Origin of the sequence: Synechocystis sp. PCC 7339, assembly GCF_019924095.1 — a bacterium.
GTDB lineage: Bacteria > Cyanobacteriota > Cyanobacteriia > Cyanobacteriales > Microcystaceae > Synechocystis.
The window spans coordinates 1,021,824-1,045,987 of sequence record NZ_CP063659.1; the positions used below are offsets into that span (position 1 = coordinate 1,021,824).

Below are 24,164 nucleotides of genomic sequence, written 5' to 3' on the forward strand. Positions count from 1 at the left end.
TTTTCCTCCAAATAACGACGGTGGTGCAGTAACTAAGGCATCATCTAACGGGGCCAACTCCTTTCAATGGTGTCTAGAACCTGGGTACTGTCAGTGCCACCGATGTAATCCACCATGCCAGACCAAAACGTCCCCGTGCCCACCGCCCCCGGCATCATATCGGAAGCATCAAAACGAATCACCTCGGCATTACTCAAAATTTCCGCCTGTTTACGGGTCAGGCGATCGGGATAGAGATTCAGGTCAATATTTTTGTGGGGAGAAATATAAGCTCCCAACGTAGCCGCTACTTCATGGGGCTGGGCACTAGCTAAATATGCCATCAACTGCCTGGCTTCCGGCGTATCATTAAACATGGCAAAAATGTCCCCTCCCACTAAAATGGGTAGCCCATAGGCCGGATCAATGGGGGGCAGGGGGAACACATCCACCTCTGCTGGATTTAGATCGGGGGGCAAAAACGCGGCAATAAAATTCCCTTGACGATGCAGATAACAATGGGGGGGATCGGTAAATAGCCCTAGGATAGAGTCCCCAAAAGGGGTGCTCAGGGCCCCCACCTTACCGCCATAAATCATTTTTTCATTCTGGGCAATTTCCCCAAAGACATTGAATGCATTCTGCACTACAGGGGCGTTGAAGGGGATTTGATGATTCACCCACTGGTCATAGGTGGCCGGGCCGGCGGTGCGTAACATGATATCTTCCACCCAATCAGTGCCCACCCAACCGGTGGCATCTCCGCTTTCAATGCCCAGGCACCAAGGGGTTTTCCCTTCGTCGATAATTTGTTGGCTCAGGACTATCATTTCCTCCCAAGTGCCAGGAACTTCATAACCATGGGCGGCAAATTGCTGGGGATTGAACCAGACTAAACTCTTCACCGAAGCTCGATACCACACCCCATAAACGGTGCCATCCACGGAAGCTAAATCCAACCAAGCCTGGCCATAGGCCTCTGTCATTTCCTCCGAGGTTAGAATTTCCCCCAGAGGAACTAATTTTCCTTCTCTAGCAAAATCCGCCATTAATCCCGGTTGGGGAAACATGGCCAAATCAGGGGCCCGACCGGAGTCGACCCGAATGGGTAAGGTGGTGGCAAAGGTATCGGTGCCTTCATAAACCACTTCAATGCCGGTGGCTTCGGTAAAGGGCGCTAGGGCTCGTTCAATTTTTTCCTGTTGCTCCCCAATCATCACCCCAAGAATGGTCACCTGCTTTCTGTCTCCGTCCCCATTGATCCCCGGGGCCTGACAACTGGTAAGAACAATCAGGCTAATCATCAGGATAGTGATTTTAAAAAATTTCATCGCAAAAACCGTAAAGCAACAACTCAATATCGATGCAGTCGATATCTTTGGTGTGGGAAAGTTCCACCTATACCATGCCTTGAAAATTGGTATGGGTCAAATTAGATAGATCTGTTTAACTATTTAGTCTGTCGCTAGCGGCGTTCAAAATCCCATTGCCTTGGTCTGGGAAAGAAATGGCCGGAAAATTCTGCCTCCCCTAGGGGAAACGAGTTACGATGGGGGCGATGTTTGCTTTGTTTCCGACATAATTCTATGGATGTCAAATTAATTTTGATTGGTCTAACAGCCTTATTCACCCTGGCCTGTTTATTTTTCGGCACTAAGAATGGCTATTACGACACGGATAAATATGATGGCAATGGTTCGGCCCATTAGTTTCCCACCAGCCTTCCGCCGTTATTGTGAATGATTTTGCTTTGCCCCCAGGGCCGATTGCCGAGCTTCCATGACTTTTTTCGTGCCGACCCAGGGCAAAACCTTTGCCAGTATATCTTTTCTTCCCTATGGAGTGGGTCACTGGGATGGGGGGGTTTGTCTGGGATTAGATCTGGGGCCCTACAGGATTCTGCTTGATTGTGGTTTAGAAGATTTAACGCCATTGCTGGCGGCGGAGCCAGGGACGGTAGATCTCATTTTTTGCAGCCATGCCCATAGAGACCATGCCCTGGGGTTGTGGCAATTTCACCAACAATTTCCCCACATTCCCATTCTGGCCAGTGAAATTACCCAACGGTTACTGCCTCTGAATTGGCCTGGTGAGACGGTGCCCCCCTTTTGTCGGGTTTTACCTTGGCGATCGCCCCAGGAGGTTTTACCAGGCCTCACCGTGGAATTATTGCCAGCGGGACATTTACCGGGGGCCGCCCTCATTTTGCTTGAATACCATAACGGAGATCGCCTTTACCGGGTGATTTATACCGGGGATTATTGCCTTTCCCATCTCCAGTTGGTAGATGGTTTAGCTTTAGCTACCCTGCGGGGCCTCAAACCGGACGTGCTGATCCTAGAAGGACAGTATGGCAACCGCCGCTTACCCCACCGTCGTCAGCAGGAAAAGCAATTTATCCAGGCGATCAAAACGGTTCTAGCCAAGGGAAGAAATATTCTCCTGCCGGTGCCTCCTTTGGGGTTAGCCCAGGAAATTCTCAAGTTACTACGGACTCACCATCAATTCACCGGGCGCCAAGTTGACCTTTGGGCGGGGGAATCCGTGGCCAGGGTCTGCGATGCTTACCAAGAAATCATTGACTATCTCCCCGATAATGTCCGCAATTTTGCCCAACACCAACCCCTATTTTGGGACGACAAGGTTTATCCCCATCTGCGCCCCCTCACCGAGGTCCAGGGGGATTTGACCCTATCGACGCCATCCATAGTCGTTACCACAACGTGGCCTGCTTTTTGGCCTAGTCCCGCTGCCCTAACGGGGTTATGGACGGTGTTTGTGCCCCAGTTGGTAACCTTACCTAGTTGTTTGGTGAACTTTGCCTGGGAAGACCTCGAGGAGTTTCCCCAATATGAACTTGAAGATTATCTGTTGGCAGACCACAGTGATGGCCGCAACACCACCCAGTTGATCCATAATCTCCGTCCCCAACATTTGGTATTTGTCCATGGGCAACCTTCAGATATTGAAGACCTCACCAGTTTAGAAGAACTACAAAGTCGTTACCAACTTCATTCCCCCGCCGCCGGTAATGCGGTGGCCCTGCCCATTGGCGATCGATTTGTGCAACCCACTCCCCCGCCACCCCAAATTTACGAGGGAGAAATCCACGAATTAGAACTCAATAAGCAGATCCATCACCTGGGGGAAGTGGTCATCCATTTAGACGGGCAAATTCTGGAAAATTCCCGTTGGGAGAAATTTGGCGAAACTGGCATTGTGCAAGCCCGTTGGCAGGGAGAAGAACTGGTATTAAGGGGAATCAGCCAAAGGGAACTGCTCAAACAGAATCAAACCAGAAAGCGTCCGGTTGATTTTGATTGCTGTGCCAACTGTCGGCATTTTCAGCATCACCATTGTCGCAATCCTGCTTCTCCCCTGATGGGTTTAGAGGTGAGGGCCGATGGCCATTGCCCGGTATTTCAGTCGGCAACAAGCACTTGATTCTTTGGGGGGGATTTTATACGCCCCCGGTTCCCCCAAGTTTGAACGGAAACTAGAGAAATTCCCCTAGAATTACCAGAGTTTTAGTGGATCAATTGAAGAAGTAAGCTGAAACTTCGCTAACCGTTTTTCAGTGAGGACATGCTAGCTGTAGCGCAAAATCAATGCCTCCCTGGCCTGTTCCCGGTCATCAAAGTGGATTTTTTCCGTGCCAAGGATTTGGTAATCTTCGTGGCCTTTGCCGGCAATTAACACCCCGTCCCCCGGTTTTGCTTCCCGGATCGCTTTATGGATGGCAGCGGCCCGATCGCCAATGATCCAGGGTTTGATTTCTAAGTTAATGCCCTTTACCACGTCGGCCAAAATTTGTTCGGGGTCTTCGGTGCGGGGATTATCGGAAGTTACCACCGCTAGGTCTGCCAACTGGGCCGCAATATTCCCCATCAAAGGACGTTTGGTACGGTCCCGATCGCCACCACAGCCGAATACGCAGATCAGACGGCCGGGAATGAACGGGCGGGCGGCCTTGAGGGCATTTTCCAAACTGTCGGGGGTGTGAGCATAGTCCACCATCACAGAAATATCTTGATCGGGGCGGATTTTTACCTGCTCCATGCGCCCTGGTACTCCGGGAAAATCTAATAAGTCCTTCACCATGGCGGCCGGGTCTAACCCTAGATGGAGGCCACTGGCGATCGCCGCCAGCACATTGGCCAAGTTAAATTGTCCCACCAGGGGAGACTGGAATGGTAATTCTCCCTGGGGCGTGACGATAGTGCCTTGAACGCCGATGGGTTGATAGTCCAAATCTTTGGTGTAAAAATCTGCGCTGGCATCGCTGACGCTATAGGTGTAAACCTGCTCCGACGGTAGGCGATCAATTAACCTTTGGCCGTAAACGTCATCTTTATTAATTACCGCCCGGCCTTGGAGATATGGCCCCTCAAATAACAGGGCCTTAGCGGCAAAATAATTTTCCATGGTGCCGTGGAAGTCCAAATGATCCTGGGTCAAATTGGTAAATACAGCACAGGCAAAACCACATTGCAAAACCCTACCCTGGGCCAAGGCATGGGAACTGACTTCCATCACGGCGTATTGATTGCCCGCCTGGAGAGCTTCGGCCAATTGTCTCTGTAAATCCGTCGCAAAGGGAGTGGTGTGGGTGGCGGTCTTTTGGTAACCAGGCCAACGAGTGTAGAGGGTTCCCAACAAAGCACTGGACTCTTGTTGTTGATTGAGGAAATATTCAATTAAATGGCTGGTGGTGGTTTTGCCATTGGTGCCCGTTACCCCCACCAGTTGCAACGTTTGGGCGGGATGTTGGTAAAAGGCCGCCGCAATGCCAGCACACACCGGCACTAAATCCGGCATGGCAATGACGCATTCTCCATTTTGGGGAGGAAATTTTTGCAACGCCTTCTCACTCACCACTGCGGCGATCGCCCCCGAGTCCAGGGCCCCAGACCAAAACTCTCCTCCATCAACCCTAGTGCCCGGCATACCAATGAACAAAGTACCAGGGGGACAGGCATGGGAATTGGTAGATAAACTCGTCACCATTTCCCCTAGGGCAGAGTAACGATCCGGTTCCTGGGTTAACCAAGGGGCGGCGGCCACCACCTCTGGAACCGATGTCAATAACTGCCCTAACTTAACCATGGTTGTTTTTCCCCAATCAAATCTGCCGTCAATGAAGGTCAATATACCCGAGATGTTCCAACGGAGGTTAGCTGCTGGCGTACTAATTTTTCAACTGTTTAGGACAGCTTATGCCATGGCGATCGCCTGATCAAGGTCAACGGGGACCCTGGGCACTGGCCAGTTCTGGATGCCCCGCTTCAATTAAGGCTTGATCTCTCAGGCGGCAGGAGTCACAGCGGCCACAGGGTTCTGCTCCCCCGGCATAGCAGGACCAAGTTTGGGCAATGGGTACCCCCAACTCCAGGGCTTTATGGACAATGTCAACTTTGCTCAATTCAATTAGGGGAGCCAGCAATTGAATGGGCCGCCCTTCCACCCCCACTTTGGAAGATAGAGCCGCTAATTGTTGATAGGTGGCTAAATATTCGGGACGGCAGTCAGGATAGCCCGAATAGTCAATGGCATTGATGCCCAAAAATACCGCTTCGGCGCCCTTGGCTTCGGCAAGGGACAAACCCAGGGCAATGAATGCCGTGTTACGCCCTGGCACATAGGTGGAAGGGATAAGATCCGGCTCTACCCCTGCCTGGGGCAAGGCTTGTTGGTGATCGGTGAGGGAAGACCCCCCCACTGGGCCAGGTCTAGGTCAATGCTGAAATGCTCTGGGATTACCAAGGCTTGGACAATGTCTTGCGCCGCCTGCAATTCCCGGTCATGGCGTTGGCCATAGTTAAAGGACAGGGCAATAACTCGGTACCCTTGTTGTTGAGCGATCGCCGCTACGGTGGCGGAATCTAGTCCTCCGGATAGTAAAACAACAGCAGTTTTGGTCATGGATTTTTCGGCAGTCAATCGGTTGTGGTCGTTGCTAGAGCCTTGGAAGTCGGTTGGCAAAGTTTTAGTTTGTACCCTAACCCCGCCGAGGAAATTGTCTTTGCCGCACTTCCCCACTGAATTTATGCACTGTTTCCGTAATCGTATGTCGTAAATTCACGTAGGCCGGAGCAAAGGGGGGTTGTTTCACTGTCAAGCCGAGTAAATCCGCCGTCACCAACACCTGGCCGTCACAGTGGGGCCCTGCCCCGATGCCAATGGTGGGAATGGGCAACTGCTCGGTAATACTGGCCGCCAAATCACCGGGAATATGTTCTAAAACAATCGCAAATACACCGGCTTCTGCCAAGGCGATCGCCTGATAACGAATTTTCTCCGCCGCTGCCGGGTCTTGCCCCTGTTGCCGATAACCCAACTGATGGACTGATTGGGGCGTTAGGCCCACATGACCCATCACCGGAATGCCCACTTCCGTCAGCCGGGCCACCGTTTCCACCATGCGGGGGTAGCCTCCTTCTAATTTCACTGCCTGGGCGCCGGTTTCTCGTAAAATCCGCCCCGCTGACCCCATGGCCTGGGCCGCACTCTCCTGATAGGTCAAAAAAGGCAGGTCACAGACGACCAATGCTCTTTGTACTCCCCTTTTTACCGCCGCCGTATGGTGAATCATGGTATCCAAACTCACCGGCAGAGTGGTGTCGTAGCCCAGGGCCACCATGCCAAGGGAATCCCCCACCAGGATAATCTCCACCCCCGCCGCATCTAGCACCGAGGCGATTGCCGTATCCCAGGCAGTGAGGGCCACAATGGGCCGTTGTTGACGCTTCCAATCCAACAATTGGTTAGGGGTAATGGCCATGGGAACTAGGAACGCACCGCTTCTAAAATACGGGAATAGTAGAAACGGGTACTGGTCATACCAGTGCGGGCAATGGCAAGGCCGTTTTTCTCGAGGATGGAACGGATATCCGCCTCTTTATGTTGATAGGCCCTGGTGGTCTTACTGGGCCCCGGGAACAGTCCGCCAATTTTTTTCAGCACAGTTAAGCTCAAGGTTTTCGGTGCAAAGCTTAAAATCAAACGGCGATCGGCCAGGGAAGCTAAATGGGTAATCATGGCGGCCGCTTCCTGGGTTGGGTAGTGAATTAATACATCCAAGCAGATCACTGTGTCATATTTGCCCCCCAACTGGGCCAAATCCTGGGTCATAAAAGTCGGTTGATTGCCATAGGACAAAACTTGCTGGGCTTTTTGTTGGGCTTCTCCAACCATTTTTTCGGAAATATCACTGCCATAGACCAATGCCCCCGCTTGGGCCAAAGGAATACTCAGGCTACCGACCCCACAACCCGCATCACAAACCAATAAACCAGGCAAATTCCCGTCTGCTCCCAGCCAGGACACCACCGCATCAACGGTTTGCTGATGACCTACCCGGATGTCCTTTTGCACAAAGTTAACTTGTCCGTCGCCATATATCCGGCGCCAACGGTCAAAGCCGGTGGAATTGAAATAGTCACGAACGATGGTTTTATCGTCTAGGGCGGCGTTGGTCATGGAAAGCTAAGCTCGAAAATTTAAATAGGTATAGGTAGAGGTTGTTATAAGCTAAGGGCACGAGCCGTCTAAGCAATGGTACCATTCTTTTTTGGTTAGTCTGGGGGGTGAGTTTGCTTGGTTCCGTGTCAGGAATCCCAGACCCAAAATCACCGGCTGAGGGGACAACGTGTTACTATGCTTTCATAGAGTAATGATCGGTTGGTAGCATTTGTTTCTAGTATTAACGGTTTTTCGCGTTTTTCCATTGACAGGCATTTCTCCGAAATCACCCTCTACATATCCCTCAGTTTTTGGAGAAAATCCATGTCAATTTATGTAGGCAACCTGTCCTATGACGTTTCAGAAGCCGATTTAACCGCGGTTTTTGCTGAATATGGTTCTGTAAAGCGGGTTCAACTCCCCACTGACCGGGAAACCGGCCGTATGCGGGGTTTCGGTTTTGTCGAGCTAGAAGCTGACGCCGAAGAGACGGCCGCCATTGAAGCCCTAGACGGCGCGGAATGGATGGGTCGTGACCTCAAGGTCAATAAGGCCAAGCCCCGGGAAAACCGCAGTGGCGGTGGTTCCTTTGGTGGTGGTCGCAAAAGTTATGGCGGTAGCCGCTACTAAGGCTTAATTTCTCATTCACCATAGTTTCATTCCATTAATGAAATTGTCTTGAGTTGACATATTCTCAATGGGAATTCAGGCTAAATCCTGTTCTCATTGTCGCCTAAATTAACTCAACCTAGGGGTTCTTGCCATATGGCCGGAACCCTTTAGTTTTTCTAGTTGCAAGGGCATTTTTGCCCGACTTTGTCATCCCGCCGCCCCTTGCCTTGGGGGTAATTGTCACTCATACTAATTCAGACACTGGATTCAGTGTTTACCGAGCGTCCAAGATTGTTAATACTATGCAACCCACCCCCCCAAGCCGCCCCAAAAAACTCCCGAAACTGACCCTTTAGAAACGAATACGGCCGTGGCAGATGGGCTGATTCCCGAAGCCCCAGCCAACACTACTCTAGATACTACCGCTAAAAACTATTACCAGGCGATCGGTTGGTTGCGGGGGGTGGTAAGGAAGGGAGAAGAACGATATTACGTACAAATTCGGGATGCTAGTTTTACCCTATATTTACCCCGTCGAGCCATTGCCGTGGCGGCAGCCCTGGAGGGAAAGTTAGCTTGGATTAAGTGCTATCCCCAGTCGAAAGGAGAAGGGCTGAGCTTTAAAGTGGTCTGGATGGGCACGGAGCAACACGAGAAAAGTGATCCTGGTATTTTTGTTTTACGGGGAGTGTGGCAATTCATTCCCCAATGTCGCCGACCGGTTTTTAGTGTTTATCGCAACGAGCTCAAGAGTTATGAAAATCGTCCCAATAATCAGCATTTGCCCTTAATTTGGAGCGACCAGCCCCCCTACCGTTTTCGCAAGGATTCGGAGGAGCGTCCCAAGTTTTATCAAATTTTGGCTCGCTTGATTCCCCAAAGGAACTGTTTTGGTTTTGTGGAACAGATTGCCGATCCGGTAGAACAAACCCCCCGGCGAGTTAAAAAGACTCCTTTCAACCCCGACAGTCCTGAGAAAAAGTCTGAGCATGGCCCCAAAGGGGAGAAACAGGGGAACGACCTGAAATCCCCGGAAACCCTAGACCAGGGAGCAACTGAGCAATTACCAGCAGGGGAGCTTAGTCATGACAATGGCGATCGCCAACCCCCCTCTGTGCCAGCCTCTTTAGAGGAAGAGTCTCCTAACCCGCCAGTGGAAACGGTAGTTGAATTGGAGCTATCCCCAGAGCCGGAGTTACCAAAGGAGCCGGAAACAAAAAAAACGACTTCCACGGCTAAAGCAAAAACTACGAAAACCCCCAAGACGACTAAAACTCCTAAGTCTAAAACCAAAGGAAAAACAACTCCACCGGAGGCTTAGGAGTTCTTTCTGCTTTGGGTCTAGGAAAACCGGAATGGGTTCCAGGGCCAGACCCTTATTTAACTCAAGTGATCTATAAAGCTAATGTTTGCCTGCATAGTTAGACGAGGAGATTAAAAGCGCCGCCGGACTGACAACGGTGATCGCCAAAATGAGAATTGAGGCGACGATAGCGTAAAATCTGATCACAAATTGCCTATTTTTTGCGAACCCTAGGCGAAAATTCCTCGCAATCCCAAGCTCAATGTCCGATTTTCTTTTACAAAGTAGTTGGTTTATTCCTTTTTATGGTCTGATTGGGTCGATCCTTACCCTGCCCTGGTCGTTTCGATTAATTAGACAAACGGGGCCTCGACCAGCGGCCTACTTCAACATCTTCATGACCTTGGTTTCCGCCCTCCATGGCATGGTGGCCCTTTCAGCAATTTGGCAAAGACCGAGCGAACAAATTATTTTCCATTGGCTCCAAGTGGCGGATTTAGACCTCATCTTGGCGGTGGAGATTTCTCCGGTTAGCCTAGGGGCCTTATCAGTAGTGACCGGCATCAGTTTTTTGGTGCAGATTTTTGGTCTCGGCTACATGGAAAAGGATTGGTCCTTAGCCAGATTTTATGGACTATTGGGCTTTTTTGAGGCGGCATTGGGGGGCATCGCTCTGAGTGACTCCCTATTTTTAAGCTATGGCCTGTTGGAAATGTTGACCCTTTCCACCTATCTCCTGGTAGGTTTTTGGTATGCCCAGCCCTTGGTGGTCACAGCGGCCCGGGATGCTTTTTTAACCAAACGGGTGGGGGATATTATTCTCCTCATGGGGGTGGTGGCTCTCTCTAGCTATGGCCAGGGTTTGACTTTTTCTCAGTTGGATAACTGGGCTAATACGGTGCCAGTAACCGGCATCACCGCGACTTTGTTGGGACTATCCTTAATTGCTGGCCCCACCGGCAAGTGCGCCCAATTCCCCCTCAATCTTTGGTTAGATGAAGCCATGGAGGGCCCTAATCCGGCGGGCATTATGCGTAATTCGGTGGTGGTATCGGCCGGTGCCTATGTGCTGATTAAGTTACAGCCGGTGTTTACCCTCTCCCCGATCGCTTCGAAGACCCTAATTGTGTTGGGCACCTTAACCGTGGTGATGACCTCGTTGATTGCCATTGCCCAGATTGACATTAAGCGAACCCTTTCTCACTCCACCAGTGTTTACCTAGGGCTAGTGTTTATTGCGGTGGGTTTGGGGCAGGTGGACATTGCCTTTTTGTTGCTGTTCACCCATGCGATCGCCAAAGCTTTGCTATTTATGAGCATTGGTTCGATTATTTTCACCACCAGCGGTCAAAATATTACTGAAATGGGGGGGTTATGGAATCGCATGCCGGTGACCACAACTTCCTTTGTGGTAGGTTCTGCGGGATTGTTGGCGGTTTTTCCCCTGGGGATGTTTTGGACTTGGCAGAAATGGTTTAGTGGGGATTGGTTGGTAAGCTGGCCTCTATTGGCTTTATTAGTCTTTGTTAATCTCTTTTCTGCCCTCAATTTAACCAGGGTATTTCGTTTGGTTTTCTTGGGTAAACCCCAACCCAAAACCCGTCGGGCGCCGGAAGTTCCCTGGCCCATGGCCGTACCCATGGTGAGCTTGATCATTATGACTCTCTTGATCCCCATTGCTCCCCTACAGTGGCCCTTTTGGTTATCCCCCGCTTCCCCCCTTGGTTTAATAGCTCCAGTTACCCAATTAGCCATGCCCCTACTGATAGGGGCCGGTATTGTGGGCATTTTGTTGGGAAATTTATTGCCCCTGCGCCGTAATCTATCCCGTTCCAGTCAACTGCCGGTGCGATTCCTGCAGGATTTGTTTGCCTACGACGTTTACCTGGACAAAATCTATGGCGCTACGGTGGTGGCGGCGGTGGCGGCGATCGCCAAAATCAGTACTTGGTTTGATCGTTATGTGATCGACGGCATAGTAAACCTAGTCAGTTTGGTAACCATTTTCAGTGGTAGTGCCCTCAAATATAATGTCACCGGGCAGTCCCAATTTTATCTGCTCACCATTTTGGTGGGGGTAGCCCTGCTAATTTGGTTTTCCCTCAGCGGTCAATGGACGGCGATCGGTCAATATTGGGCCAGTTGGCTATCGTTCATTTCACCTTGATCACAAAATAAAGTTGATTGATGTTACTTGAATTGATTTTAGTCAACCTAAATGTGATTATTGTCGATCTGTTTGACCACTTTAATTGAACAATTTTTAATTAAATTTTTGATCAAAAAATGCCTGAATCGTCTCTCCCTACTAGACCCGCAGATTTCCCTGACCAGGAATGTAGGGATAGGATTGGGCGTACAATTTAAGACTTTCTCCCCAATATTTTTAGCTAACCACGATTTAACCAACTTTATTAACCCCATACTCCTATGCTCAGTGCTCTCATCTGGGGCCCCATCCTCGGAGCCATCCTGATTGCGATTATCCCCAACCCTGGCAATGATTGTTACTCCCGCAAAATTGCCCTGGGAATAATGACTGCGGTGGCCGCCATTAGTGTGTTGTTAGCTTGGCAGTTTGACCTCAGCAATCCCCAGATGCAGTTTGTTGAGTATTATCCCTGGTTACCTAGTTTGGGTCTGAATTATCACCTGGGGGTGGACGGATTATCCTTGCCCCTGTTATTACTAAACAGCAGTTTGGTTTTAATTTCCATTTTTAGTACTAATCTCAACCTAGAGAGACCAAGGTTTTACTATGCTTTGTTATTACTGCTCAGCGGTGGGGTCGCTGGTGCATTTTTAGCCCAGGATTTGCTTCTATTTTTCCTCTTTTTTGAGTTGGAAATTATTCCCCTCTATTTTCTCATTGCCATTTGGGGAGGACAAAGACGGGGTTATGCAGCTATGAAGTTTTTACTTTACACTGCCCTCTCTGGCTTTTTAGTGTTAGTGTCCTTCCTCGGCTGGTTTTGGCTGACCAAAGCGCCTAATTTTGACTACGACCCCAGCTTGGCCGATGCCCTGCCGGTGAAAACCCAAATGTTGCTATTGTTGCCCCTACTGCTTGGTTTGGGTATTAAAATTCCTATTTTTCCTTTCCACACTTGGCTCCCGGATGCCCACGTGGAAGCCTCTACACCTGTTTCTGTATTATTGGCAGGGGTTTTACTAAAACTGGGCACCTACGGTTTGCTGCGTTTTGGGGTGGGGTTGTATTTGGAAGCCTGGGTGGAATTTGCCCCCTATTTAGCGACCATAGCGGCCATCAGTGCCCTCTATGGCGCTTCCTGTGCGATCGCCCAAAAAGATATGAAAAAAGTGGTGGCATATTCTTCCATCGCCCACATGGGTTATATCCTCCTGGCCGCCGCCGCCACTACCCGCTTAAGTGTGACCGCTGCCTCAGCCCAGATGGTCAGCCATGGCATTATTTCTGCCCTATTGTTTCTTTTGGTAGGGGTGGTATATAAAAAGACCGGCAGTCGGGACGTAGACAAGTTACAAGGATTGTTAACTCCAGAACGGGGCTTACCCATTACCGGCAGTTTGATGATTCTCGGTGTCATGGCCAGCGCTGGTATTCCAGGCATGGTGGGCTTTATTGCCGAATTTTTAGTATTCCGGGGCAGTTTTCCGATTTTTCCAGTGCAAACCCTACTGTGTCTAATTGGTAGTGGTTTAACGGCGGTTTATTTCCTTTTAATGATTAATCGAGTTTTCTTTGGCCGTCTGACCATGGAGCTGTCCCATTTACCCAAGGTGCGTTGGCAGGAACAAATTCCGGCGATCGCCTTGGCGGTGGTTATCATTGTTTTGGGCATCCAACCCCATTGGCTAACCAAGTGGAGTGAACCCCAAACTGCTGTTTTGCTGACCGGACATCCGGATTTGGTCAGTCTGCCTGCCCCGCCCCGCATTGAAATTGAAGTTAAGGAGCTGGGGGAAGTGTAGGGCTTTAGCAAACCGACATAACTTTAACCTACAACGAAAATTGCCCTTGCCAGTGATGAGAAATGCCACCTCACTGATTTGGTGATAGAGCATCTACAGAATTTAGGCCATGAGTTGATGCTCTTTGGCCCCTTGGCAGGGGAGATTATGCCCTGGCCGTTGGTCGCCCAACAATTAGCGGAAGCGGTGGCCGGTCAAACTGTAGAGGAAGGCGTACTATTTTGTTGGGCGGGGACAGGGGCCTCCATTGCGGCCAATAAGGTGCCAGGTGTGAGGGCGGCTCTAGTCCGGGATGCGCAAACTGCTAAGGGAGCCCGGTGGTGGAACGATGCCAATGTTTTGGTAATGAGTTTACGGGCCACTTCCCCGGCGATCGCCAAGGAAATTTTGACTGCTTGGTTCACAGCACGGGTCAAACCGGAAGAGTTGCCGTGTATTCAACTAGTTACGGCGATCGAGCAAAAATACTCTGGCCAAACCTAATCCAAGCCAGGACTTCATTATCCAGTTAAGATTTCGCTGACCATAACTGTGGCTAATTAACCACTGGAGCAGTGGGGGCCGCATTGGAGCCAGTGGGCGTGGGGCCTTCAAACGGGGAAGCCACAAACCCCAACTCATAGAGCTGCTGGTATGATTTTCTGCCTAAATCCGTAGTGGGGTTCTGGGAACGGATAATTTGCAGCAAAAGGGGTACAGCCAAAGCGGCTTCGTTGTTGGCCCGATGTACCAATGCTAAGCGGTAGGTGGCTTCGTCCCGCAGTTGACCAGTTTCCAGGGCGGCAATTCTTTGTTCTTCGAAAATGACCGTGTTAATACCGGAAAAACTATTGGCCAGCTGAAGGTGGAAGTTAGAAAGTTGGTTAAAAATCTTGCGGGCTTCCTGGAGTTTACTCAGGGCCACGGTGTATTGATTAAGATTAATAGCGTCGTTAGCTTCATTCATCAAGCGACGGCCGGCGGCAATACTTAACACACTGCCTTCTTGGTTGAGGGGGCGAAACTCCCTAGAAGTCTCTGGACCACTGCCTTCAATGATCACTTCCTCCACCTCCATAACCCCCTGCCCCTGGGCTGGCGGAGTTAAACTGGAGGCCAAGGCCAGGCCACAGAGAGTTAAAGCCAATGGGTGCACAAGACGTTGAAGCATAGGAAGTCGGGGAAGGGCAAATGGAAGACGGCAGTGTAAGGCAAACTGCAACGTATATTAACATTCTCGGTTGATCTCTTTAGAACACCATTAGGCTAGTTTTACCATTGCCAAGACAACTTGTTTTTCCTCTCCGGCTCCCTGAGGAAAATTTGTTTTGCACCGACCTATTCTCTGGGGAGAATTCCTTCCCCCTACTCCAGATCAAAGGGCTTTGTGGCCAATGTCCCGTCGGTAATACATGCCCTCAAAATTAATTTGTTCTACTCCCCGGTAAACAGTGGCGATCGCCGTGGATAAGTCTTCCCCTAGGGCTGTGACCCCCAGCACCCGGCCACCATTGGTGAGCACTTTACTGTTCTTAAGTTCGGTTCCGGCATGGAATACTGTGACATTTTGGGCTTCAGCCTCAGCCAAACCATTAATTTCATCGCCTTTGCGGTAACTACCGGGATAGCCTCCAGCGGCCACCACCACACAAACTGTATTACCGGTATGCCATTGCAGTGGCTCCAACTGGTCTAGGGTTTGGTCCACACAGGCCATTAACACTTTTTCCAGGGGAGTGGCGAGGAGGGGCAACACCGCTTGGGTTTCAGGATCGCCAAAACGACAGTTATATTCCAACACTTTAATTTCCCCGGCGGGACTGACCATTAAGCCAGCGTATAACACCCCTCGGTAATCAATACCCCGCTTAGCTAGGGCGTTAGCCGTGGGTTGTAAAATTTGTTTTTGCACCTGGTCTATGACCGCTGGGGGCGCGATGGGAGCAGGACAGTAGGCCCCCATGCCACCGGTATTGAGGCCTTGATCCCCTTCCCCAATGCGTTTGTGATCCTGGGCTGGTAGTAGGGGAATTACGGTTTTACCGTCACACAGGGCTAGCACGGAAACTTCTTCCCCCGGTAAAAATTCCTCCACCACAATTTTGACAAAGCCCTGGTCAAATAATTCGATGATCGCCGTGGTTGCTTCGGCCAAAGTTTGGGCCACAATCACCCCTTTACCCGCCGCCAAACCGTCAGCTTTCACCACTATGGGGGCTCCCATCTTGGTGGCATAGGCCTGGGCTGGTTCTGGGTTGGTAAAAGTTTCTCCAAAAGCTGTGGGAACCCCTGCTTCGACTAATAACCGTTTCGTCCAGGATTTGCTTGCTTCCAATTCGGCCCCGGCTTTAGTGGGGCCAAAAACTTTTACGCCCAACGCTTGCAGTTGATCCGTTAATCCCAGGGTAAGGGGCAATTCCGGCCCCACCACTACTAAATCAATCTTTTCCGTTTGGCAAAATTGACAGATTTCCCCCAGTTGATCGACGGCGATCGCCACATTGGCGGTTTTGGGTAACCCGGCCGTGCCACCATTTCCAGGTAAGCAATAGCAATGGCTCACTTCTGGCGACCGAACCAATGACCAAACCAAAGTATGTTCCCGTCCACCGCTACCAATAACTGCCACCTTCATGGAGCCTAACCTCTACAACCGTTGGAAAAATTATGATAAATTAGCCGTTTTTAAGATTAACAGAATGGCCGGAGTTGACTAGAGTTATTTATCTACGCCCCCCAAATTCCCCATGGTTGAACAACATTTACTCATTTTCACCCGTTGGCCGGAACCAGGAAAAACGAAAACTCGCCTGATCCCCGCGCTCGGCCCTGGGGGAGCGGCCAAGCTACAACAACAACTGACGGAACATACGGCTCAAACCGCCCATGATTTTCGCTGCCAAACCGATGCCCCTTGTCAAATAAGTGTCTTTTACACTGGTGGAACTAGACAGCAGATGGAACAATGGCTAGGAACTAATTTTTGTTATCAACCCCAAGCAATGGGAAATTTAGGCGATCGCCTGCAACAATCTTGCCAGTGGGCCTTTGGACAGGGTAGCCAAAAAGTGGTGATTATCGGCATTGACTGCCCCGGTGTGACCCCAGAACTCCTCCAAATCACTTTCACTGCCTTGGATAGTTATTCGGCGGTGTTGGGGCCCGCCCTCGATGGAGGTTATTATCTAATGGGCTTGACTAAGTTTAACCCTGCTTATTTCCAGCAAATCGATTGGGGCACCGAGAGAGTTTATCAACAGACCCTAACCAAAATTGTCCAAAACGGCGATCGCCCTTACAAATTACCTGCCCTACCGGACATAGACCATCCCGCGGACCTACAATATCTGCCCACCATTTTCACCAACACACCCCCAACTTAGGTTGACAGTGCTAAATGGGCAACGGTACAATGAAAATTTGTCGATGATTTTCTTATTTATTAGGAGAAAGATCCTAATTCCCACCATATTTAACACATGCCAACTATCCAGCAGCTAATTCGTAGCGAACGCTCGAAGGTACAGAAGAAAACTAAATCCCCTGCCCTCAAGCAATGCCCCCAGCGGCGGGGAGTCTGTACTAGGGTCTACACCACCACCCCCAAAAAACCCAACTCAGCCCTACGGAAAGTGGCCCGGGTAAGGCTCACCTCTGGGTTTGAAGTGACGGCCTACATCCCCGGCATTGGCCACAACCTGCAGGAACACTCCGTAGTCCTGATCCGGGGCGGTCGGGTGAAAGACCTGCCTGGGGTTCGCTACCATATTGTGCGGGGGACGCTGGATGCCACCGGGGTTAAAGACCGGAAACAGGGTCGCTCCAAGTACGGCACCAAACGGGAAAAAGCGAAGAAATAACTTTCTCAACTTTCCATTAGGTTAACTTCCCTTGTCTGGTGAAGGTGTAGCCGGTTTTACAACTCTCCCTTACTTCCGGCAGCCTAGCCCGAGAAGTTTGGCAGTGACCACAACCTTTAATCATTATCTAGAGCAACAAAGAGTAAAAAGTTATGTCTCGTCGTGGCAACGTCAAAAAGCGCCCTGTCCCCCCGGATCCCGTTTACAACAGCACTCTGCTGAGCATGACCATCCGTCGGGTGATGCGCTCCGGTAAAAAATCCTTGGCTTCTAGCATTGTTTACAATGCCTTGACCTCCGTTGGTGAAAAAACCGGCGAAGATCCCTTGGAAGTATTTGAAAAGGCGATCAAAAATCTGACTCCCCTAGTGGAAGTTAAAGCCCGTCGGGTTGGGGGTGCCACCTACCAAGTGCCCATGGAAGTTCGCCCTGCCCGGGGGACTGCTCTGGCCTTGCGCTGGTTGGTGCATTTTTCCCGTGCTCGGGGTGGTCGCACCATGGAAAGCAAATTGGCTAACGAAATTATGGATGCCGCCAATGAAACCGGCGCCGCCATCAAAAAGCGGGAAGAAACCCACCGCATGGCCGAGGCCAACAAAGCCTTTGCCCATTACCGCTACTAGGTAGAAGCATCTTCACCACAGGTTTGGGGTTGAGTTGCCCCCACACCTCCCTGGGCTAGTTTTCAGCCCCCCCCCCTAGATTTAGTTGCAAATCTAGAAAGGTAAGGGAAAACGTATAGAATTGTTAATGGCCTCCCATTTCCCCTTGGGGAAGAGAGAGCTTGTTTTTGGTCGAACCCCCGGTTAGGAGTAAACTTCATGGCTCGCACAGTGCCCCTAGAACGAATACGTAACATTGGTATCGCCGCCCACATTGATGCGGGTAAGACCACCACGACGGAACGGATTTTGTTCTACTCTGGCGTGGTCCATAAAATCGGTGAGGTTCATGAAGGTACAGCGGTGACGGATTGGATGGCCCAGGAAAGGGAACGAGGCATCACCATCACCGCCGCTGCCATTAGTACCGATTGGTTGGGGCACCATATCAATATTATCGACACTCCGGGGCACGTGGATTTCACCATTGAGGTGGAACGCTCCATGCGGGTACTGGACGGAGTAATTGCTGTATTTTGTTCCGTGGGGGGAGTGCAACCCCAATCGGAAACGGTGTGGCGTCAGGCGGAACGGTACCAAGTACCCCGCATTGCCTTTATCAATAAAATGGACCGCACCGGGGCTAACTTTTTCCGAGTTTGTCAGCAGATTGGTGATCGCCTGCGGGCCAATGCAGTGCCCATTCAAATCCCCATTGGTAGTGAAGCGGAATTTGAAGGTATTGTGGATCTGGTGCGGATGAAGGCCTACCTCTACAAAAACGATTTGGGCACGGACATCCAAGAGGTTCCCATTCCTGCTGCAGTGCAAGATAAAGCAGAAGAATATCACCTGCGTTTGGTGGAATCAGTGGCGGAAGCAGATGATGCTCTGATGGAAAAATATTTAGAAGGGGAAGAGTTGACCGCCGATGAATTGGTGGCTGGTCTACGGCGGGGAACCATTGCCGGCACCATGGTGCCAGTGCTTTGCGGCTCTGCATTTAAAAATAAGGGAGTTCAGCTTTTACTCGATGCGGTGGTGGATTACCTCCCCTCCCCTCTGGAAGTACCGGCGATCGAGGGACATTTACCCGATGGGGAAGTGGCCGCTAGACCAGCGGACGATGAAGCTCCCCTGTCGGCTTTGGCCTTTAAAGTGATGGCGGATCCCTTTGGTCGGCTCACCTTTGTGCGGGTTTATTCCGGTGTGTTGGCCAAGGGCAGTTATGTCTTGAATTCCAGCAAAGAAAAGAAAGAGCGCATTTCCCGCCTAATCATACTCAAAGCCGATGAGCGCATCGAGGTTGATCAGCTTAACGCCGGAGATCTAGGGGCAGTGCTGGGGCTCAAGGACACCCTCACCGGTGACACTCTTTGTGACGACCAAGAACCAATTATTTTAGAGTCCCTGTTTATTCCCCAGCCAGTCATTTCCGTGGCGGTGGAACCAAAAACCAAACAGGATATGGACAAGCTTTCCAAGGCTTTGCAGTCCCTATCTGAAGAGGATCCCACCTTCCGGGTCAGCGTCGATCCAGAAACCAATCAAACGGTGATCGCCGGCATGGGAGAATTGCATTTAGAAATTCTGGTAGACCGAATGCTGCGGGAATTTAAGGTGGAGGCCAATGTGGGGGCTCCCCAGGTAGCTTATCGAGAAACCATTCGTAAGGCAGTGCAGGCGGAAGGTAAATTCATTCGCCAAAGTGGAGGTAAAGGCCAATATGGCCATGTGGTCATTGAGGTGGAGCCCACCGAGCCGGGGACGGGCTTTGAATTTGTCTCTAAAATCGTCGGTGGCGTCATTCCAAAGGAATATATTGCTCCGTCGGAACAGGGGATGAAGGAAGCCTGTGCTTCGGGGGTATTGGCGGGCTACCCAGTCATTGACCTCAAAGCCACCTTGGTAGATGGGTCTTTCCATGATGTGGACTCATCGGAAATGGCCTTCAAGATTGCTGGTTCCATGGCAATCCGGGAGGCTGTGGGCCAAGCTGACCCTGTACTCCTGGAGCCGGTCATGAAAGTCGAGATTGAAGTTCCTGATGACTTCATGGGCAACGTGATCGGTGACCTCAATGCCCGTCGGGGCCACATTGAGGGCCAGGAAACGGAGCAGGGCATAGCCAAAGTGGCCGCTAGTGTCCCATTAGCGGAAATGTTTGGTTATGCGACCGATATCCGGTCAAAAACCCAAGGCCGGGGTATTTTTTCGATGGAATTTAGCCATTATGCAGAAGTACCCCGTAATGTTGCCGAGGCGATCGTCGCCAAAAGCAGAGGGTATGCCTAACCCGGCGGTTCTCGGTTCTCCTAGGACTGCAATCTGTGTAGAAACAATCAAAGGAATTATTTATTCATGGCACGCGCAAAATTTGAACGGACGAAAGACCACGTAAACATTGGCACCATTGGTCACGTTGACCACGGTAAAACCACCCTAACGGCGGCGATCACCATGACCTTGGCGGAATTGGGTGGTGCCAAAGCCCGGAAATATGAAGATATTGATGCGGCTCCTGAGGAAAAAGCCCGGGGTATTACCATCAATACCGCCCACGTTGAGTATGAAACTGATAGCCGTCACTATGCCCACGTGGACTGTCCTGGTCACGCTGACTATGTGAAAAACATGATCACCGGTGCCGCCCAGATGGACGGTGCAATTCTGGTGGTTTCTGCCGCTGATGGGCCCATGCCCCAAACCCGGGAGCACATTCTCTTGGCTAAGCAGGTGGGGGTTCCCAAACTGGTGGTCTTTTTGAACAAGAAAGACATGGTGGACGACGAAGAACTGCTGGAACTGGTGGAATTGGAAGTTCGTGAGTTGCTCAGCGACTACGATTTCCCCGGCGATGATATTCCCATCGTGGCTGGTTCTGCCCTTAAGGCGATCGAAGGTGACGCAGAATATAAAGCTGCCATTCTTGAGTTGATGAAAGCCGTTGATGATTACATCGACACTCCCGAGCGGGAAGTGGATAAACCCTTCTTGATGGCGGTGGAAGACGTATTCTCCATCACTGGTCGGGGTACTGTGGCCACTGGTCGGATTGAACGGGGTAAAGTTAAAGTCGGTGAAACCGTGGAAATCGTGGGCATTAAAGACACCCGTAACACCACCGTTACCGGTGTGGAAATGTTCCAAAAAACCTTGGATGAAGGTATGGCTGGAGACAACGTCGGTCTGCTTCTCCGGGGTGTACAAAAAGAGGACATCGAACGGGGGATGGTTTTAGCCAAGCCCGGTTCCATCACTCCCCACACCGAATTTGAAGGCGAAGTTTATGTGCTCAAGAAAGAAGAAGGCGGTCGCCACACTCCTTTCTTTGCCAACTATCGCCCCCAGTTCTATGTGCGGACAACGGACGTAACCGGAACCATCAAGAGCTACACCGCTGATGATGGCAGTGCTGTGGAAATGGTTATGCCTGGCGATCGTATCAAAATGACCGTTGAGCTGATCAACCCCATCGCCATTGAACAAGGGATGCGTTTTGCTATCCGTGAAGGTGGCCGTACCATCGGTGCCGGTGTTGTTTCTAAGATTTTGAAGTAGTCCTTAGAACAACATTAATGATGTAGTTGGTGTTGGTTTGGTTACGGTAAGTTTTTTCTGACTGGGCCAGCCCCACTGACTACTCAATTTTCTGAACCTTGACAATTAAACAGTCCGCTAATTCTGAGTTAAATTTCCATGGCAACATTGCAACAACAAAAGATTCGTATCCGCCTCAAAGCCTTTGACCGTCGCCTGCTCGATACATCCTGCGACAAGATTGTAGAAACTGCTAATCGTACCAATGCCGCCGCTGTGGGACCGATTCCTTTGCCCACCAAACGGAAAGTTTATTGTGTGTTGCGCTCTCCCCACGTGGATAAAGATTCTCGGGAGCATTTTGAAACCCGCACCCATCGCCGCATCATCGACATTTATCAGCCTTCTTCCAAAACCATTGACGCCCTCATGAAGTTGGATCTCCCTGCTGGGGTCGACATTGAAGTCAAGCTATAACTATAAGTTGACTATTTGAATTTTCCACATCCTCGTTAAACTGATAGCGAGGATTTTTTGTTGATATTTAATTGTCAGTGGATTTTGATTCGCTTTGAATCCAATGGTCGATCATATTAAACATTTTTTCATGACTAATGATTCGCCGTTTTTGTCCATTCTTATTTTGAGTTGTCACACGATCTGAAATATCCAAGAATGTTTTAAATTTTCCATTTGCTTCCCTTTCTTGATAAATTAAAGCTCCATACTTTTTAGCTTCTGCGTAACTTATTCCACATTTAGAATCTAAAATATTAATTATTTTATCTATAAAACTTTCGTTGAAATAATCCAGGTAAGAAAGGGATTTGGTATTAATCTTGAATAATTTATCAATTTGATGCTGATGCTCCTTAACTGTGGTGGCGAGATTTTCAATGCTACTGGTCAAACTCTTTTCAAGATTTGTTAAACGAGAGTTATCAATAGTCTGCTCTGATTTACCAACCGCATCTGTTCTGTTAGTAATCGGTCGAGGTGTTGAGCTTTTAAATTTGGATAATTGTTCATTAATAAGGTCTTTGTTTTTATCATTTAAGATAACCGCTCTAATCATTTCAAAGAATTTATATTTTTCTCTGGCTTTTTTGGCCACATAAAGTTCCAGATCGCCTTCGACTACACGATACTCATCTAGTCCAATTGTTTCAACAAGAATCGGGTTAAGATTACCACCACATTCTAAATAATTATCGGCTAAGGCTTCTATTTCATTAGCGGGATAATTGGAAGCCGGCTGGGAATTTTCAACAGAGACAATGTCCAATAGTTGAATAGAGAATAGTTCTTTTTTAATCATTTTTAAATTTCTATTATTTATTAGGAATTTATTTTTTCTAAAATTTCCATGGCTAAAACCTCAAATTCATGAGACGAAGGAGAATCAGGTTTAAAGTCCAAGACTGAGCGGGGATCAGGAATAAGATCATCACCAAATGCAATAGAATTTTCTAAGCATTTTGCTAAATCTTCCCGTTCACAAATCATACTATCCATTATCGGCAAATCATATTTTGTCTGAACTAATTTTCTTCGCTTAGGATAGTTACTGGATAAGAATTTAGCATTGGTGGAAATTTTTGATGGAAGCACTCCTAATATTTTGAGATCTTCCATTCCATACATTTCCTTAGTTTCATTGATTTGTGCAATGAATCTTTTGACATTGTTCAAACCTTCATGAGAAAAAGGTTTGAGGTCTGAAGGTATGAGAAGAAAATCTGCGGTAATAAGTGCAATTTTGGCATAAAGATTTAGTGATGGAGGCGTATCAATAATTACAATGTCGTAGTGGTTATAAGTTTTTTTAGTTTATTCAAAAGTCGTATTTTAGCAGGTTCTCTTTCATTTAAATTTTTCTCTTCTTCCATTAGCTCAATATGAGAAGGAATTACATCGATGTTGTATTGACTAAAACTAGCTTTTCTTGCAACTTCGGCAATTTGATATTCATCTCTAGATTGAATAACTTGCATAATATTATTGCCTTTAATGTCATCATTTGCTTCATCCACAAACTTGACTAAGCCAGTAGCATAGGTAGTATTGGCTTGACTATCTAAGTCCACTATCAGAACTCGTTTTCTCTGTTTCGCCAGGGCCGCGGCTAGGTTGACAACAGTTGTAGTTTTACCTACACCGCCTTTATTATGGTAGACCGCAATAACTTTCATTGGTTGCTGGGGAAGAGGGTTACTTGGTTGAACTGGAGCAGGAATAGTTTTCAGCGAACTAGATAGCTCTTTCTTACTAATAATTTGCTTGATGCTATCAAGGTTAGCAGAAATTTCCGAACCAGGACAGGAAAATATCAGATTAACTTGGTCATGTTGACGTTCATAAATCCGTAACATGAGACCATTGGTCAAAACTCCATATAGAACCCGGAGACTCCGCATATAGTTGGCCAGCTTAAAGGCATGTTTGTCCAAATTTTGGTTAGGACTTTTAGCTTCAATAATCAGACTTAGAGGCGATGTCTCTGTCACAGTAAAGGGCAAAATCTGAGTGGCAAAAGCAAGGAAATCTAGCCGAATATTTCCAAAAGTGACTTCCTGATGCCAAGATTCCGGCGTATAGCCTAGGAAGGGAAGCAAATGCTGAACAATTAATTTTGTCTCAACCTCCTTTTCGTTGCGGCAAATTCTGGGGTCAAATTGAAATGGTGCAGGATTTGCCATGGGACCGCCGCTGCAAAAACAGAGTACCCTTTTATTTTAATCTTATTTGTTGATAAATCGACTAATTGTTCTCGATGGGGAATATGAAGGCGAGCGAACTCATTTAACTAGAATCAGACTTGATTACCCTGAAAGAAACTTGCTAGTCCGGGTTGTAGTCTGAACATCTATAATT

The 24,164-nt window shown here is 49.1% G+C and carries 22 protein-coding genes and 2 pseudogenes; 14 read left to right on the forward strand and 10 right to left on the reverse strand.

The window, feature by feature from the left end; genetic code table 11:
* Positions 1-44: 44 nt before the first annotated feature.
* Positions 45-1,310, reverse strand: coding sequence for an ABC transporter substrate-binding protein (locus tag IQE94_RS04710; RefSeq protein WP_212716483.1), 1,266 nt, complete (start codon positions 1,308-1,310; stop codon positions 45-47).
* Between the two features lie 255 nt (positions 1,311-1,565).
* Here IQE94_RS04710 and IQE94_RS18580 point away from each other — a divergent pair, with 255 nt between their 5' ends.
* Both IQE94_RS18580 and IQE94_RS04715 read left to right on the forward strand, forming a co-directional pair.
* Positions 1,566-1,688 carry a hypothetical protein gene (locus IQE94_RS18580; RefSeq protein WP_255512817.1) on the forward strand — a complete coding sequence of 41 codons (123 nt, stop codon included), beginning with the start codon at positions 1,566-1,568 and terminating at the stop codon, positions 1,686-1,688.
* A 70-nt stretch (positions 1,689-1,758) separates the two neighbouring features.
* Positions 1,759-3,423 (forward strand): MBL fold metallo-hydrolase, encoded by a 1,665-nt coding sequence (locus IQE94_RS04715; protein ID WP_212716484.1) that lies wholly within the window; start codon positions 1,759-1,761, stop codon positions 3,421-3,423.
* Positions 3,424-3,567: 144 nt separating this feature from the next.
* On the opposite strand, the gene IQE94_RS04720 is transcribed toward IQE94_RS04715, so the two are convergent.
* On the reverse strand, positions 3,568-5,085 hold the full coding sequence (locus IQE94_RS04720; RefSeq protein ID WP_212716486.1) for a UDP-N-acetylmuramoyl-L-alanyl-D-glutamate--2,6-diaminopimelate ligase: 1,518 nt from the start codon (positions 5,083-5,085) through the stop codon (positions 3,568-3,570).
* Between IQE94_RS04720 and IQE94_RS18585 the strand changes: the two genes are divergently transcribed.
* Entirely contained in the window at positions 5,084-5,215 is a 132-nt protein-coding gene (locus tag IQE94_RS18585; protein ID WP_255611358.1) for a hypothetical protein, read from the forward strand. The genes IQE94_RS04720 and IQE94_RS18585 overlap by 2 nt on opposite strands.
* A 6-nt stretch (positions 5,216-5,221) precedes the next feature.
* Here IQE94_RS18585 and queC read toward each other — a convergent pair.
* The 3 genes and pseudogenes from queC to bchM form a co-directional block, all read right to left on the reverse strand.
* Positions 5,222-5,901: pseudogene (gene queC / locus IQE94_RS04725) on the reverse strand (7-cyano-7-deazaguanine synthase QueC).
* Positions 5,902-5,977: 76 nt separating this feature from the next.
* Positions 5,978-6,760 (reverse strand): 3-methyl-2-oxobutanoate hydroxymethyltransferase, encoded by a 783-nt coding sequence (gene panB / locus IQE94_RS04730; RefSeq protein ID WP_212716489.1) that lies wholly within the window; start codon positions 6,758-6,760, stop codon positions 5,978-5,980.
* A gap of 5 nt (positions 6,761-6,765) precedes the next feature.
* Positions 6,766-7,458, reverse strand: a complete 693-nt coding sequence (bchM, locus tag IQE94_RS04735; protein WP_212716491.1) for a magnesium protoporphyrin IX methyltransferase — start codon at positions 7,456-7,458, stop codon at positions 6,766-6,768.
* A gap of 306 nt (positions 7,459-7,764) precedes the next feature.
* On the opposite strand from bchM, the gene IQE94_RS04740 reads away from it, so the two are divergent.
* From IQE94_RS04740 to IQE94_RS04760, 5 genes are all read left to right on the forward strand, one after another.
* On the forward strand, positions 7,765-8,070 hold the full coding sequence (locus tag IQE94_RS04740) for an RNA-binding protein (protein ID WP_010874035.1): 306 nt from the start codon (positions 7,765-7,767) through the stop codon (positions 8,068-8,070).
* Between the two features lie 352 nt (positions 8,071-8,422).
* Complete coding sequence (locus tag IQE94_RS04745) at positions 8,423-9,373, forward strand: hypothetical protein (protein ID WP_223342807.1); 951 nt, start codon at positions 8,423-8,425, stop codon at positions 9,371-9,373.
* Between the two features lie 244 nt (positions 9,374-9,617).
* On the forward strand, positions 9,618-11,522 hold the full coding sequence (locus tag IQE94_RS04750; protein WP_212716493.1) for an NAD(P)H-quinone oxidoreductase subunit F: 1,905 nt from the start codon (positions 9,618-9,620) through the stop codon (positions 11,520-11,522).
* Positions 11,523-11,785: 263 nt separating this feature from the next.
* Positions 11,786-13,309 carry an NADH-quinone oxidoreductase subunit M gene (locus IQE94_RS04755; RefSeq protein WP_212716495.1) on the forward strand — a complete coding sequence of 508 codons (1,524 nt, stop codon included), beginning with the start codon at positions 11,786-11,788 and terminating at the stop codon, positions 13,307-13,309.
* A gap of 39 nt (positions 13,310-13,348) precedes the next feature.
* Positions 13,349-13,792, forward strand: coding sequence for an RpiB/LacA/LacB family sugar-phosphate isomerase (locus IQE94_RS04760; RefSeq protein WP_212722257.1), 444 nt, complete (start codon positions 13,349-13,351; stop codon positions 13,790-13,792).
* Positions 13,793-13,844: 52 nt separating this feature from the next.
* On the opposite strand, the gene IQE94_RS04765 is transcribed toward IQE94_RS04760, so the two are convergent.
* Both IQE94_RS04765 and purD read right to left on the reverse strand, forming a co-directional pair.
* The gene (locus tag IQE94_RS04765; protein ID WP_212716496.1) at positions 13,845-14,459 is read right to left on the reverse strand and encodes a hypothetical protein; all 615 of its coding nucleotides are present in this window, start codon (positions 14,457-14,459) and stop codon (positions 13,845-13,847) included.
* A 204-nt stretch (positions 14,460-14,663) separates the two neighbouring features.
* The gene (gene purD / locus IQE94_RS04770) at positions 14,664-15,923 is read right to left on the reverse strand and encodes a phosphoribosylamine--glycine ligase (RefSeq protein ID WP_212716498.1); all 1,260 of its coding nucleotides are present in this window, start codon (positions 15,921-15,923) and stop codon (positions 14,664-14,666) included.
* A gap of 112 nt (positions 15,924-16,035) precedes the next feature.
* On the opposite strand from purD, the gene IQE94_RS04775 reads away from it, so the two are divergent.
* The 6 genes from IQE94_RS04775 to rpsJ all read left to right on the forward strand — a co-directional run bounded on the left by IQE94_RS04775 (position 16,036) and on the right by rpsJ (position 21,767).
* A complete protein-coding gene (locus IQE94_RS04775; protein ID WP_223342808.1) occupies positions 16,036-16,671 on the forward strand; it encodes a TIGR04282 family arsenosugar biosynthesis glycosyltransferase in 636 nt (211 codons plus the stop codon).
* 96 nt (positions 16,672-16,767) lie between these two features.
* Positions 16,768-17,148 carry a 30S ribosomal protein S12 gene (gene rpsL, locus IQE94_RS04780; protein ID WP_010872944.1) on the forward strand — a complete coding sequence of 127 codons (381 nt, stop codon included), beginning with the start codon at positions 16,768-16,770 and terminating at the stop codon, positions 17,146-17,148.
* Positions 17,149-17,300: 152 nt separating this feature from the next.
* The gene (gene rpsG / locus IQE94_RS04785) at positions 17,301-17,771 is read left to right on the forward strand and encodes a 30S ribosomal protein S7 (RefSeq protein ID WP_190595987.1); all 471 of its coding nucleotides are present in this window, start codon (positions 17,301-17,303) and stop codon (positions 17,769-17,771) included.
* Between the two features lie 198 nt (positions 17,772-17,969).
* Positions 17,970-20,045 carry an elongation factor G gene (gene fusA / locus IQE94_RS04790; RefSeq protein ID WP_212716502.1) on the forward strand — a complete coding sequence of 692 codons (2,076 nt, stop codon included), beginning with the start codon at positions 17,970-17,972 and terminating at the stop codon, positions 20,043-20,045.
* 66 nt (positions 20,046-20,111) lie between these two features.
* On the forward strand, positions 20,112-21,311 hold the full coding sequence (gene tuf, locus IQE94_RS04795) for an elongation factor Tu (RefSeq protein ID WP_212716504.1): 1,200 nt from the start codon (positions 20,112-20,114) through the stop codon (positions 21,309-21,311).
* A gap of 138 nt (positions 21,312-21,449) precedes the next feature.
* The gene (rpsJ, locus tag IQE94_RS04800; protein WP_212716506.1) at positions 21,450-21,767 is read left to right on the forward strand and encodes a 30S ribosomal protein S10; all 318 of its coding nucleotides are present in this window, start codon (positions 21,450-21,452) and stop codon (positions 21,765-21,767) included.
* 67 nt (positions 21,768-21,834) lie between these two features.
* Here rpsJ and IQE94_RS04805 read toward each other — a convergent pair whose 3' ends face one another.
* From IQE94_RS04805 to IQE94_RS04815, 3 genes and pseudogenes are all read right to left on the reverse strand, one after another.
* Positions 21,835-22,608, reverse strand: a complete 774-nt coding sequence (locus tag IQE94_RS04805) for a hypothetical protein (protein ID WP_223342809.1) — start codon at positions 22,606-22,608, stop codon at positions 21,835-21,837.
* Positions 22,609-22,628: 20 nt separating this feature from the next.
* Entirely contained in the window at positions 22,629-22,925 is a 297-nt protein-coding gene (locus IQE94_RS04810; RefSeq protein ID WP_223343265.1) for a hypothetical protein, read from the reverse strand.
* Positions 22,926-22,997: 72 nt separating this feature from the next.
* Positions 22,998-23,989 (reverse strand): annotated as a pseudogene (locus IQE94_RS04815) (AAA family ATPase); the annotation flags it as partial.
* Between the last annotated feature and the right edge of the window lie 175 nt (positions 23,990-24,164).